This window comes from Bradyrhizobium sp. CCBAU 65884 (assembly GCF_028128835.1).
Classification (GTDB): domain Bacteria; phylum Pseudomonadota; class Alphaproteobacteria; order Rhizobiales; family Xanthobacteraceae; genus Bradyrhizobium; species Bradyrhizobium ottawaense.
The window spans coordinates 39,651-52,818 of record NZ_LBJU01000125.1 but is presented as its reverse complement, the minus strand read 5'-3'; the positions used below and the strand labels follow the sequence as shown (position 1 = coordinate 52,818).

Here is a 13,168-nt window from a genome sequence, read left to right as displayed (position 1 = left end):
GGCGAACATGATGTTAATCCGGGGCGAGTACCCTGAATTGCTCGTGAAATCAGGGGCCTTGGCCCCCACCTGAAAGAGATCAGACTGATGGCAGCCGGTCCTGGCGTCCGCCGTTCAGAGCTCGGTGACGCCTTACGCGCTTGTCGCACGGCGTTCATCGGCGTCGGCTTGATGAGCTGCATGATCAACCTGCTCTATCTGACCGGGTCGATATTCATGCTGGAGGTTTACGACCGGGTGCTGCCGAGCCGCAGCGTCCCGACCCTGGTCGGCCTGATCATCCTCGCCAGCTTCCTCTACATGGCGCAGGGTGTGCTCGACATGATCCGCAACCGGATCCTGGGGCGGATCGGCACCGCGCTCGATGAAGCCCTCAACAAGCGCGTGTTCGACACCATCGTGCGCCTGCCGCTTCTGGTCGGCAGCCGCAACGAAGGCCTCCAGCCGCTACGCGACCTCGACAATGTCCGCTCCTTTCTCGGCGGAATGGGCCCGAGCGCATTCTTCGACCTGCCCTGGCTGCCGCTCTATCTCGCCATCTGCTTCGCCTTCCACGTCATGATCGGCGTCACCGCGCTGGTCGGCGCCATCATCCTGGTCGGGCTGACGCTGGTCACCGAGTTCATGTCCCGCCAGCCGGCGCGCGAGGCGATGGGGCTTGCCGCCCAGCGCAACGATCTCGCCCAGGCCAGCCGCCGCAACGCCGAAGTCATGGTGGCGATGGGCATGGCCGGCCGGATGAACCAGCGCTGGAGCGAGACCAACGAAAAATATCTCGCCGGCAATCAGCGCGCGAGCGACGTCGCCGGCGGTCTCGGCGCGGTCGCAAAGGTGCTGCGCATGATGCTGCAATCGGCCGTGCTGGCGGTCGGCGCCTATCTCGTCATCCACCAGGAGGCGACCGCCGGCATCATCATCGCCGGCTCGATCCTCTCCGCCCGCGCGCTTGCGCCGGTCGATCTCGCCATTGCGCACTGGAAATCCTTCGTCGCGGCACGCCAGAGCTGGCACCGCCTCACGCGCCTGCTGGAGCAGATGCCGGCGCAGACGATGCCGACCCAGTTGCAGGCGCCCACGAGCCGGCTCTCGGTCGAAGGCGTCGCCATGGTGCCGCCCGGCGACCAGCGCCTCATCGTGCAGGACATCACCTTCGCGCTCGCCGCGGGCAACGGCCTCGGCGTGATCGGCCCGAGCGGTTCCGGCAAGTCGTCGCTCATCCGCGCGCTGGTCGGGGTCTGGCAGCCGGTGCGCGGCAAGGTGCGGCTCGACGGCGCAGCGCTCGACCAATGGTCGTCCGACATGCTTGGCCGGCACATCGGCTATCTGCCGCAGGACGTCGAATTGTTCGGCGGCACCATCGCCCAGAACATCAGCCGGTTCGATCCCGAGGCGACGTCCGAGGGCATCATCGCGGCTGCGAAAGAAGCCGGCGTGCACGAGATGATCATCAAGATGCGCGAGGGCTACAACACGCAAGTCGGCGAGCAGGGCACGGCGCTTTCCGCCGGCCAGGCGCAGCGCGTGGCGCTGGCGCGCGCGCTCTATGGCAACCCCTTCCTGATCGTGCTCGACGAGCCCAACTCCAATCTCGACACCGAAGGCGACGAGGCACTGACCCGCGCCGTCCGCGCCGCTCGCGAGCGCGGCGCCATCGTGGTCGTGGTGGCGCACCGCCCGATCGGCGTCGAGGCGGTCGACCAGGTCCTGGTGCTGCGTGATGGCCGCATGCAGGCTTTCGGCCCAAAGGAGCAGGTGCTCGCCCAGGTACTGCAGCCGCGCGTGACGCCGCCGGCCCCGATCAAGATCGTCAGCGAAGGTGGAGTGGCCAAACCATGAGCACAAAGCCATGAGCACGATGGCCATCGGCGGCCCGAAGCCTGCCGCGAACAAGACCGTACGCGAATCCATCAAGTTTCACCTGATCCTCGGCTTCGTGATCGTGCTGGTGCTTGTCGTCGGTCTCGGCGGCTGGGCCTCGACCGTGCTGATCTCGGGCGCGCTGATCGCGCCGGGCCAGATCGTGGTCGAATCCAACGTCAAGAAGGTGCAGCATCCGACCGGCGGCGTGGTCGGCGAGGTGCGCGCCCGCGACGGCGACCTGGTCAAGGCCGGCGATATCGTGGTGCGGCTCGACGATACCGTCACCAAGGCCAACCTTGCCATCGTCACCAAGAATCTCGACGCCGCGCAGGCGCGTGCGGCGCGCCTGCAGGCCGAGCAGCGCGGGGTCGACAGGATCGAATTTCCGCAGGCCCTGATCGAGCGCGCTGGGGATCCCGACGTCAAGCTGCTGCTCTCCGCCGAAACCAAGCTGTTCGACGTCCGCGTCAACGGCCGCACCGGACAGAAGGCCCAGCTGCGCGAGCGCATCACGCAGCTCAACGAGGAGATCGCGGGGCTCAGCGCCCAGGAGAAGGCCAAGGATCAGGAGATCGCGCTGGTGCAGAACGAGCTCACCGGCGTGCGCGAGCTTTACGACAAGCGTCTGGTGCAGATCTCGCGTCTGACCCAGCTCGAACGCGACTCGGCCCGTCTCAACGGCGAACGCGCGCAGTACATCGCTTCGCGCGCCCAGGCCAAGGGCAAGATCACGGAGACCGAGCTCCAGATCATCCAGGTCGACAAGGACGTGGTGAGCGAGGTCTCCAAGGATCTGCGCGAGACCAACGACAAGATCGGCGAGCTGATCGAGCGCAAGGTCGCCGCCGAAGACCAGCTTCGCCGCATCGACATCCGCGCGCCGCAGGACGGCATGGTGCTGCAATCCACGGTGCACACGGTCGGCGGCGTCATCACCGCCGGCGACGCTCTCATGCTGATCGTGCCGCAGGCCGACGATCTCCAGGTCGAGGCAAAGGTCAATCCGGTCGACATCGACAAGCTGCAGATCGGCCAGAAGACGCTGTTGCGCCTCTCCGCCTTCAATCAGCGCACCACGCCGGAGCTCAACGGCCTCGTCAGCCGCGTCTCGCCCGACGTCACCACCGACCAGCGCACCGGCCAGAGCTACTACACCATCCGCGTCTCGATGCCGGCCGCAGAGATCGCCCGTCTCGGCGACGTCAAGATGATTCCCGGCATGCCCGTGGAAGCCTTCGTCCAGACCGGCGACCGCACCATGCTATCCTATCTGATGAAGCCGCTGCACGACCAGCTGATGCGGGCGTTCCGGGAGAAGTGACGGGCGAAAGCGCGTCGTGATCTCGTAGGGCGGGTTAGGCGAAGCCGTAACCCACCGCTTCTCTATCCGCGGAAGCAGAAGTGGCGGGTTACGCTGCGCTAACCCGCCCCACGGCACCGTGTTTCTCGCTGTCGGTCTCGTCGGGTGGGCAAAGGCGCGATGCGCGGTGCCCACCGTCTCTTACACGACGGGCATATTGGTGGGCACGCTCCGCTTTGCCCACCCTACGGCACTGACTTCTTTGCTATAGTTCGACTCAAGCCCATCAACTCGGCGGTCGACCATGCAATCCCCATCCTCCATCGCCACCGAATCCTTCTCCGACGCCACACTCGCGGCCGCGCGGCTCGAAGAAATCTACGAGCGCAACACAAAATTTCTGCGCGACCGGTTCGAGGCCTATGTCGGCGGCGAAGCGATCACGACGCGGGTGCGAGCCTATTATCCCTTCGTCCGCCTCACCACCGCGACGCATGCGCGGCTGGATTCCCGTCTCGCCTACGGCTTCGTCGCCGGGCCCGGCGTCCATGAAACCAGCGTGACGCGTCCGGATCTGTTCCGGAGCTACCTTATCGAGCAGATCGGCCTCTTGATCCAGAATCACGGCGTGCCCGTCGAGATCGGCGAGTCTGCCGAGCCGATCCCGATCCACTTCGCCTATCGCCGCGACATCAACATCGAAGCTGCGATCACGACGAGCGAGAACTCCTCTGTCGCGCGATCGCTGCGCGACGCGTTCGACGTGCCCGATCTCGCCACCATGGACGATTCGATTGCCGACGGCACCTTCGAGCTTCAGCCGGGCGCACCCGAGCCGCTGTCGCTGTTCCGCGCCGCCCGTGTCGATTACTCGCTGCGCCGGCTCTATCACTACACCGGCACCGACCCCGAGCATTTCCAGAATTTTGTCATTTTCACCAACTACCAGTTCTATGTCGACGCCTTCGCGCAGCTCTGTCAGCAGCGGCTCCAGTCGAGTGAGGCTGGCCTTGACGCCTTCGTCGCGCCGGGCAACGTCATCACGCGCAGCGCCGGCGCAATCAGCGGCGTTGCGCCGGCGCGCATGCCGCAGATGCCGGCCTTCCACCTGGTCGCATCAGGCTATCGCGGCATCACGCTGATCAACATCGGTACCGGTCCGTCCAACGCGCGCAACGTCACCGACCATGTCGCGGTGCTGCGCCCGCATGCCTGGCTGATGCTCGGCCATTGCGCGGGCCTGCGCAACACGCAGCGCCTCGGCGATTACGTGCTCGCGCACGGCTATGTGCGCGAAGACCACGTGCTCGATCGCGAGCTGCCATTGTGGGTCCCGATCCCCGCGCTGGCCGAGATGCAGGTCGCGCTCGAGGAGGCGGTCGAGGACGTCACGGGGCTCGAAGGTTTCGAGCTCAAGCGCCTGATGCGCACTGGAACCGTCGCGAGCGTCGACAACCGCAATTGGGAGATCTCCGGGCCTGAGGTGATCCGGCGTATGTCGCAGTCGCGCGCGGTCGCGCTCGACATGGAATCGGCCGCGATCGCCGCCAACGGCTATCGCTTCCGCGTTCCCTACGGCACGCTGCTGTGCGTCTCCGACAAGCCGCTGCACGGCGAGATCAAGCTCGCGGGCATGGCCAGCGAATTCTATCGCCGCCGCGTCGGCCAGCATCTCGAGATCGGCCTGAAGGCGCTGGAACGGCTCAAGCAGCAGGAATCGGAGCGCCTGCATTCGCGAAAGCTGCGCAGCTTTGCCGAGGTGGCCTTCCAGTAAAGGACACCGGAACTGTCGTACGCATGCTGACGCCTCCGTGAGCGCAGCGTCCTGGAATATTGCCGCCGAGGCAGGGTTATCAATTGGTCCGGGGCCGCTTGAAACACTGAGGAGGCAGACATGATCGCAGCGATGATCAGGCGCGTCGTGTTGGGTACGTTCGCGGCAGCCCTATTGTGCTCGCCGGCCTTTGCCGCGGGCGGAGGCGGGGGTGGAGGAGGCGGGGGCAGCGCCAGCTCCACGGATCCGTACGCCGGCGCCTATTCGGATCAGAAACCGCAGCCGACCTATCCGAAGCGTCCGGGCGCCAAGGCAACCCAGAAAGGCAAGAAGCCGAACAATCAGTCCGGCATCGGCGATCCCGCATTCGCGGCGGGCTACCGCGTGGCCTATGACACGATCTACGAGCGCAACGACTATGCGGCCGCGATCGCGCAATTGAAGTCGCTCGGCCATGACGACCATCCGAACGTCGCCAACCTCATCGGCTACTCCTATCGCAAGCTCGGCGACTACGAGCAGTCGCAGGTCTGGTATGAGCGCGCATTGAAGGCGGATCCGAACCACGTGCTGACGTGGCAATATTACGGGCTGTGGCAGCTCGAGCGGGGTAATCGCGAGCAGGCGCTCTATCATTTGAGCCGGATTGCCTCCATCTGCGGGACCGGTTGTGAGGAGTATCGGTCGCTGGCCGCGGCGCTCGACAGGCCGACCGGCACGGCGCTCGTCTACTGAAGCTGGAGAGCAGCCGGTTCGTCGGCCGCGCTGCTGATGGGCGTCGGATGACCGCCACGTCCTTCGGCGCGGATAGTGACAAGGCGTCAGATTTTCAGCATTGTCCCGTTCGGGGGCGCGACGGGACAATTGGATGCCGCTGACGCGCGACAAGATCATTGGCCATGACCTCGAACGGCTGGCCTTTCGCTTCACCATGCTGAGCGGCGACGAGGTCGTGCAGTGCCAGATCAGCGACGCCGCGATGGACGAACTCGCGGGCATGCAGGGGACCGAAAGCAGCGCGCGGCAGGCGCAGTTCCTGTCGTTGCGTGAGACCATCGAGCGGATCGCGTCAGATCTCTACGACGAAGCACCGCGATTCCAGGGATATGTGGTCCGGATCTTCATGAGGCATCTGGGGCGGTGATGCCACATAATCCGGCGTCATCGCCCGCTTCGCGGGCGATGCAGTACTGCGAGACAGTTGTGATTGAATCGATAGGCCGCGGCGTACTGGATGCCCCCGCTTTCGTGGGGCATGACAGCGGTATTTGCGGCGAGACTACCCCCACTCATTCGAGAAGTAGCTCACCCCTCCAGCTTCCTCAACAACAGCTTCAGCGCCGTCGCAGCAAACATTTGCATGTTGCCGAACCGGTCGTTGCTGCCGGTCTCCAGCGTCATCACCTCTGACACAGGACCCGCAACCGCCATGCAGCTATGGCCGGCGGCGTCGCCGTAGCGGTTGCCGGTTGGGCCGGCTGCTCCGGTCTCGGACAGGCCCCAGTCGCTGTTGAAGCGCGTTCGCATCTGCTCGGCCAGCAGCTGCGCGTAGGGCTGCGACGAGGAACGAAAGCCCTTCATTCCTTCGTCCGAAATATCCATCAGCACGCGCCTGGCATCGCGGGTGTAGACCACCGCGCCGCCGAGGAAATAGGCGGACGCGCCGGGCACCGCGAGCAGGCTGGCCGCGATCAGGCCGCCGGTTGAGGATTCTGCCACGGCGATGGTCTGTTTGCGCGCGATCAGCTTCGCTGCGACCTGTTCCGCAATGCCGACGAGCTCTTTCATCCCTAACCCCTTATCTCTTCGCAACCGAGCTCGGCCTTCCTAGCATATGACAGGACGCTTGGCTGAGTTGCGGGCGACGGGCAGGCCTGCTTGAATGGCGGGTACAAGAAGAGACATGCGAGGAAACGTGAGAAGGGAGACGTCATGGCGTCCCTGATCGCCGGCGGGGTGGATTGCGACGTGCATCCGGCCGTGCCGCATCTGACCAGCCTGCTGCCCCACCTGAACGACTATTGGCGCGATCAGGTGACGACGCGCGGCATGGTCGACCTCATCCCGCAATCCTATCCGCCGAGTTCGCCGATTACGGCGCGGCCCGACTGGCGCCCCGAGAGCGGCAAGCCGGGCGAGAGCCTCGACGACATGCAGCGCCATGTGCTCGATCCGTTTCAGCTCAGCTACGCCATCTGCAATCCGCTCTACGGCGTGCAGATGGTGTTTTCGGAAGATTTGCAGGCCGCCTTCTGCCGCGCGCTGAACGACTGGCTGGTGAAGGAGTGGCTCGATCGCGACAAGAGGCTGCGCGGCTCGATCGTGATCCCGACGCAAAGCGTCGAGAAGGCCGTGGCAGAAATCGAGCGCTGCGCGCACGATAAGCGCTTCGTCCAGGTCCTGATGCTTGTGATGGGCGACACGCCGCTCGGCAAGCGCGCGCTGTGGCCGATCTATGAAGCCGCGGAACGGCTGGAACTCCCGGTCGGCATTCACGCGGGTTCCGCCTATCACAATCCGCCGACCGCAGTGGGATGGGGTTCCTATCACATCGAGGACTATGTCGGGCAGGCCCAGGCGTTCCAGACCCAGCTCACCAGCCTGATCGTCGAGGGCGTGTTCGCCAAATATCCGCGCCTGAAAATGGTGATGCTGGAATCCGGCGTCTCCTGGATCTCTCCCTATCTCTGGCGCCTGCACAAGTTCTGGCGCGGGGTGCGGATGGAGACGCCGTGGGTTGATCGCGCGCCGCTGGATATTGTGCGCAGCAACATCCGCTTCTCCTTACAGCCATTTGATGCGCCGCCAGACGAGGCGACATTAATTCGCCTGTTTGATCATATGCAGTCCGACGAATTGGTCCTATTCTCCACGGACTATCCGCACTGGCAGTTCGAGGGCCAGGACGCGCTGCCCGAAGGTCTCACCCCCGATCTCGTGCGCAAGATCATGATCGAAAATCCACATGCGACCTATCCCCGCCTGACGTGAGCCCGCTGCCAAAGGAGGCAAGGCGATGAATATCCAATTCCGCGAGAGCCAAGAAGCCGCTTCCCCACTGACCGTCAAAACCGCGATCGCGGACTGCGACATCCATCCGGCACGCGCCACCCGCACCGAGCTTTATCCCTATCTCGCCAAACGCTGGCAGCATCATCTCGAAGTCTACGGCGTCCATGCCTATCAGGGCATGATGGAAGGCCCGCCCTATCCGAAGGCCCAGCCCAACGCCTCGCGCCGCGATGCCTATCCGCCTGAAGGCGGCCCGCAGGGCTCCTCGCTGTCCTTCATGCAGAAGCAACTGCTCGATCCCAACAACGTGCAGCTGGGTGTGCTCAATCCGCTCAACACCGGGCAGGGCATCCGCAATCACGAACTCTCGGCCGCTTTGTGTTCGGCGATCAACGACTGGCAGATCGACAAATGGACCAGCAAGGACAAGCGGCTGAAAGCCTCGATCGTCGTCGGCAATGAGGACGGGCTGTCGGCCGCCGCCGAAATCCGCGAGCGCGCCGGCGACAAGAACTTCGTGCAGGTGCTGCTGCTCAGCCGCAATGTCGAGCCGCTCGGCCAGCGCCGTTACTGGCCGATCTACCAGGCCGCGGAGGAAGCCGGCCTTCCCGTCGGCGTCCACGCCTTCGGCTTCGGCGGCAATCCGATCACGCCGTCGGGCTGGCCGTCCTATTACATCGAGGAGATGGTGGGTCACTCGCAATGCCAGCAATCGGCGCTAGCGAGTCTTGTTTTGGAAGGCGTGTTCGAGCGCTTCCCGAAACTGAAGATGGTGATGATCGAGGCCGGCTTCGGCTGGGCGCCGTCGCTGGCCTGGCGGCTCGACAAGACCTGGCAGCGCCTGCGCAGCGAGGTGCCGCATGTGAAGCGGCCGCCGTCGGAGTATATTCGCGAGCAGGTGTGGTGGACGACGCAGCCGATGGAGGATCCTGAAAGCCGCGAGGATCTGTTCGACGTCATCAACTGGATCGGCTGGGATCGCCTGTTGTTTGCGACCGACTATCCGCATTGGGATTACGACGAGCCGTCGCGCGTGTTGCCGGCGGGTGTCAGCGAGGCCAATCGCGAGGCGTTCTACCTCGGCAATGCGCGCGCGCTGTACGGGATTGGTTGATGGCGCGGCATGTGATCGCGCCGGTCGACGAACTGCCGCCGGGGACGCGAAAATTTCTGGAGATCGACGGGCGGCCGATCGCGGTCTTCAACATCAAGGGTGAATATTTCGGTCTGATGAACCGTTGCCCGCATCAGGGCGCGGCGCTGTGCGAGGGCCCGCTGATCGGTCTCGCGCAGTCGAAGGAGCCCGGCGAGATCGAGTATACAAAACTCGGCGAGATCATCCGCTGCCCCTGGCACGGCTGGGAGTTCGACATCCGCACCGGTCAGTCCTATTGCGATCCCCGCCGCTTCCGCGTGAAGGCCTACCCGGCCCATGTCGAGCCGGGTGCGAGCGTCGTGAAGGGGCCGTATGTCGCGGAGACGATCCCGGTGAGCGTCGAGAGCGATTACGTGGTGGTGGAGCTGTAGCCAGTTGGTCATTCCGGGGCAGCCCGAAGGGCTGAGCCCGGAATCCATCGTGCGACGGGAATGCTGAGCGAAATGGATTCCGGGCTCGCCTCTTCGAGGCGCCCCGGAATGACGGTTAGTGCCCCGCAACCGGCTCCGGCACCGCATCATATGTCGGCACCGCCTTGCCGCCGCCGCGATACACCGTCGAGGCCGCGATGATTCCAAGCAGCGCAGCGAGCATCAGCCAGAAGCCGGGCGAGGCCTTGTCGCCGGTATGCTCGATCAGCAGGGTCGAGGCGAACGGCGTGAAGGTGCCGAACAGGGCGGCGGCGAGCGCGAAGGCGAGCGAGAAGCAGGTGGTGCGCACATCCGCCGGCACGATCTCGACCAGCGCGCCGAGCATAGTGCCGCTGTAGACGCCGAAATAGAACGAGAACATCATCTCGACCGCGAGCAGCTTGCCGAAGCTCGGCGCCGCCACCAGCCAGTGCAGTGCCGGGTAGGCGGTGACGAGTGACAGGCCGGCGATGGTGAGCAGCACAGGCTTGCGGCCGATGCGGTCGGAGAGCGCGCCGCCGACCGGGTTCCAGAAGAAGTTGGTGACAGCGACGAGCAGCGTGACCAGCAGCGCGTCCTGCGTCGACAGCTTCAGCACCGTCTTGCCGAAGGTCGGCGTGTACACGGTGACGAAGTAGAACGTGGTCGTGGTCAGGATCGCGATCATCATGCCGAGGATGACGATGCGCCAGTTGGCGAGCGCGGAGGCGAACACCTCGCTGGCCGTCGGATGCTTCTTCATGGCGAGGAAGGCCGGCGTCTCCTCCAGCGTCCGCCGCAGGACAAAGATCAGGGGAATGATCAGGCAGCCGACGAAGAAGGGAATGCGCCAGCCCCAGTCGGCGACGGTGTCGGCCGGCATCACCTCCGAGAGGATGTAACCGAGGATCGAGGCGACGAAGATCGCGACCTGCTGGCTCGACGACTGGAACGAGGTGTAGAAGCCGCGATTGCCGGGCGTGGAGATCTCCGAGAGATAGACCGACACGCCGCCGAGCTCGACGCCGGCGGAGAAGCCCTGCAGCAAACGTCCGACCAGCACGATGATGGGCGCGGCGATGCCGATGGTCGCATAGCTCGGGCAGAATGCGATGACGACGGTGCCGAAGGCCATGATGGCGAGGGTGACGATCAGGCCCTGGCGGCGGCCGATGCGGTCGATGTAAGCCCCTAGCACGATCGCGCCGACTGGCCGCATCAAGGCGCCGAGCCAGAACACGCCGAAGGTGTTGAGCAGCGATGCGGTCTCATCAGAGGAGGGAAAGAACGCCTTGCCGATCGCGGCCGCATAGAAGCCGAACAGGAAGAAGTCGAACTGTTCGAGAAAATTGCCTGACGTGGCGCGCAGGATGGCGCCGATGCGCGATTTGATCGCGGGTGGATTGGTCGATGCGGCTGGTCCAGCCATGGCGTTGCTCCCCTTGGAAAGGTCTGGCCGGACCGGGAAATCATCCCACGGCAAGGCGACAGAGACTGCGACAATCTGCCACGCCTCTTCCCGCGCAAGGCGGGCCGAGTCAATCCGTTTTTGGGAGGAAGCTGATGATTTTTCAGGCTTTATTTTGCGTCGCAGCGAGCATCCATTGGCGGAATGCGGTCAGCTTCGGCGCTTCGCGGCGCCCCTCGGGCGCGACCAGGTAGAAGCCGGCGTCGGCCGGCAGCGCGATCTTGAAGGGCACCACGAGGCGGCCCTTGGCGATGTCGTCCTGGACGTAGGAGGTCCGTCCCATCGCCACGCCGATGCCGTCGATCGCGGCCTGGATGGTCATGAAGATCATGTCGAAGGTGATGCCGGGGTGCCTCGCAATGTCGGCCGGCAGGCCCGCCGCGGTCAGCCAAAGCCGCCAATCGTCGCTGTTGGCGCTCGAGGTGTGCAGCAGCGGATGGTTTCCCAGATCTTCGGGCCGGCGCAGTGGCTTGTCGCCACGCAATAGCGACGGACTGCACACCGGAAACAGCTCATCCGCCATCAGCCAGTCGGCGCGCAGGCCCGGCCACTGGCCGCGGCCGTAGCGGATCGCGGCATCGACATTGTCGCGCTGGAAGTCGACGAAGCTGGTCGAGGTGGTGATACGAACGTCGATGCCGGGATGCTGCTCCTGGAAATCCGTCAGCCGCGGCAACAGCCATTTTGCGGCGAGCGAGGCCAGCGTCGAGACCGTCAGCACCTTGTCGTCGTCCTTGCGCAGCAACCGGTCGGTCGCAAGCCGGAGGTCGTTGAAGGCAGCGCGGACGCCCGGCAGATAGTCCCGCGCCTCCGGGGTCAGAGCCAGCGCACGGTTCTGCCGGATGAACAGGCGGATGCCGAGCTCCTCCTCGAGCCTGCGGATCTGATGGCTGATCGCGGTCTGCGTCACGTTCAGCTCGCTTGCCGCCAGCGTGAAGCTGAGATGGCGCGCGGCGGCTTCGAACGCCCGCAATCCGTTCAGGGACGGCAATCTGGCAGTCATTTGGCAGCAGGATACATGACGTTATTTCATGCGAAAAGGTACAAATTGTCGTTTGTCGCACTGCACTAGGAAGCCGATATTAGCGGTCAAGTTAGCTCCAGGAGCTTAAAATGTCTACCTTGACCCACAATTCGATGACAAATCATCATGCGCCCGGCTTGATCCAGCAGATCGGCGAGACCCTTCACGTCTGGCACGAGCGCTATCGCAACAGGCGCGAGCTCACCCAATGGACCGCGCGTGATCTTCAGGACGTCGGACTGTCCTGGACCGACATTGCCTACGAGGCTGACAAACCCTTCTGGCGGGCCTGATTGGCCGCCAGGCCGGCGCCGCCTGACTGTGGGGGCGCCGGCGGTCCCTTTTGTGAAGGGCTCGTATCATGAGCACTCTCCGCCTCGAAGACCTCAAGCAATATTCGGACACGCTGCGCACCCGCGATGCCACGGCGCTCAACGTCCGTTTTGTCGAGCCGCGCGACACCGACGAGCTGCAGCACTATTTCCGTTCGCTCTCGACCCGCTCCCGCTACAACCGCTTCTTCGGCGCCATCAGTGAGCTGCCGAAAGGGCTGCTGCATGACTTCCTTCAGGTCGGCGAGCGCGAACGTTTCTCCGTGGTTGCGACCATGATGGTCGACGGCTTCGACACCATCGTCGCCGAGGCGCGCTATGCACTGCACGCCGAAACCGCGACGCTCGAATTCGGCCTGTCGGTCCATGACCGCTGGCAGGGCCACGGCATCGCCACCGCGCTGATGAAGAATCTCGAATGCCGCGCGGCTGCGCTCGGCGCCGAGCACATGTTCGGCGACACGCTGCGCTCCAACGAGACCATGGTCTCGCTCGCGCGTAAATCCGGTTTCGCCTTCGTCAATCATCCCGACGACTGGAAGCTGGTGCGCTTCGACAAGGAGATCGCGATCGCGCCGAAAGACATTCCCTGCGCAAGCTGGCGCCTCGCCGCCCTTTCCCGTCAGGCCGAAAGCCCCTCAGCCTCGGTTTGACACCACTGCAAGCCCGGCTCTGGGTGAACCAGGGCCGGGCTTTTTTTTGCCCGGTTGCGGTCCGGGCGAAGACTCTCTCCACATCGTCATTCCGGGGCGCGCGTAGCGCGAACCCGGAATCCATTTCACGACGTGTCTTGCGGCCAGATGGATTCCGGGCTCGATGCTGCGCATCGCCCCGGAATGACAGCCGGTTACCC

The 13,168-nt window shown here is 64.5% G+C and carries 13 protein-coding genes; 10 read left to right on the top strand and 3 right to left on the bottom strand.

All coding sequences use genetic code 11. The features are described 5' to 3' along the window. Positions 1 to 87 precede the first annotated feature (87 nt). From XI03_RS26205 to XI03_RS26185, 5 genes are all read left to right on the top strand, one after another. Positions 88 to 1,836 (top strand): type I secretion system permease/ATPase, encoded by a 1,749-nt coding sequence (locus XI03_RS26205; protein WP_028140657.1) that lies wholly within the window; start codon positions 88 to 90, stop codon positions 1,834 to 1,836. A gap of 10 nt (positions 1,837 to 1,846) precedes the next feature. Further along, a complete protein-coding gene (locus tag XI03_RS26200; protein WP_028140656.1) occupies positions 1,847 to 3,181 on the top strand; it encodes an HlyD family type I secretion periplasmic adaptor subunit in 1,335 nt (444 codons plus the stop codon). Positions 3,182 to 3,464: 283 nt separating this feature from the next. Further along, positions 3,465 to 4,934 (top strand): AMP nucleosidase, encoded by a 1,470-nt coding sequence (locus XI03_RS26195; RefSeq protein ID WP_271593699.1) that lies wholly within the window; start codon positions 3,465 to 3,467, stop codon positions 4,932 to 4,934. Between the two features lie 120 nt (positions 4,935 to 5,054). Next, a complete protein-coding gene (locus XI03_RS26190) occupies positions 5,055 to 5,669 on the top strand; it encodes a tetratricopeptide repeat protein (RefSeq protein ID WP_271593698.1) in 615 nt (204 codons plus the stop codon). Between the two features lie 133 nt (positions 5,670 to 5,802). Continuing rightward, positions 5,803 to 6,078, top strand: coding sequence for a DUF1488 family protein (locus XI03_RS26185; RefSeq protein ID WP_020508771.1), 276 nt, complete (start codon positions 5,803 to 5,805; stop codon positions 6,076 to 6,078). A gap of 161 nt (positions 6,079 to 6,239) precedes the next feature. Here the strand turns inward: XI03_RS26185 and XI03_RS26180 are convergent, their stop codons facing one another. Then, on the bottom strand, positions 6,240 to 6,722 hold the full coding sequence (locus XI03_RS26180) for a CinA family protein (protein WP_271593697.1): 483 nt from the start codon (positions 6,720 to 6,722) through the stop codon (positions 6,240 to 6,242). 144 nt (positions 6,723 to 6,866) lie between these two features. On the opposite strand from XI03_RS26180, the gene XI03_RS26175 reads away from it, so the two are divergent. The 3 genes from XI03_RS26175 to XI03_RS26165 are packed head-to-tail and all read left to right on the top strand — an operon-like array spanning position 6,867 to position 9,473. Continuing rightward, complete coding sequence (locus XI03_RS26175; RefSeq protein WP_271593696.1) at positions 6,867 to 7,925, top strand: amidohydrolase family protein; 1,059 nt, start codon at positions 6,867 to 6,869, stop codon at positions 7,923 to 7,925. 25 nt (positions 7,926 to 7,950) lie between these two features. Then, the gene (locus XI03_RS26170) at positions 7,951 to 9,060 is read left to right on the top strand and encodes an amidohydrolase family protein (RefSeq protein WP_028140650.1); all 1,110 of its coding nucleotides are present in this window, start codon (positions 7,951 to 7,953) and stop codon (positions 9,058 to 9,060) included. Beyond that, positions 9,060 to 9,473, top strand: a complete 414-nt coding sequence (locus XI03_RS26165; RefSeq protein WP_271593695.1) for a Rieske (2Fe-2S) protein — start codon at positions 9,060 to 9,062, stop codon at positions 9,471 to 9,473. The genes XI03_RS26170 and XI03_RS26165 overlap by 1 nt, the downstream gene beginning before the upstream one ends. 115 nt (positions 9,474 to 9,588) lie before the next feature. Here the strand turns inward: XI03_RS26165 and XI03_RS26160 are convergent, their stop codons facing one another. Both XI03_RS26160 and XI03_RS26155 read right to left on the bottom strand, forming a co-directional pair. After that, positions 9,589 to 10,920 carry an MFS transporter gene (locus tag XI03_RS26160; protein ID WP_271593694.1) on the bottom strand — a complete coding sequence of 444 codons (1,332 nt, stop codon included), beginning with the start codon at positions 10,918 to 10,920 and terminating at the stop codon, positions 9,589 to 9,591. 142 nt (positions 10,921 to 11,062) lie between these two features. Further along, positions 11,063 to 11,962, bottom strand: coding sequence for a transcriptional regulator GcvA (locus tag XI03_RS26155; protein ID WP_028140647.1), 900 nt, complete (start codon positions 11,960 to 11,962; stop codon positions 11,063 to 11,065). A gap of 110 nt (positions 11,963 to 12,072) precedes the next feature. Between XI03_RS26155 and XI03_RS26150 the strand changes: the two genes are divergently transcribed. Beyond that, on the top strand, positions 12,073 to 12,276 hold the full coding sequence (locus XI03_RS26150; RefSeq protein ID WP_028140646.1) for a DUF1127 domain-containing protein: 204 nt from the start codon (positions 12,073 to 12,075) through the stop codon (positions 12,274 to 12,276). Between the two features lie 68 nt (positions 12,277 to 12,344). Then, entirely contained in the window at positions 12,345 to 12,968 is a 624-nt protein-coding gene (locus XI03_RS26145; RefSeq protein ID WP_212475101.1) for a GNAT family N-acetyltransferase, read from the top strand. Positions 12,969 to 13,168 lie beyond the last annotated feature (200 nt).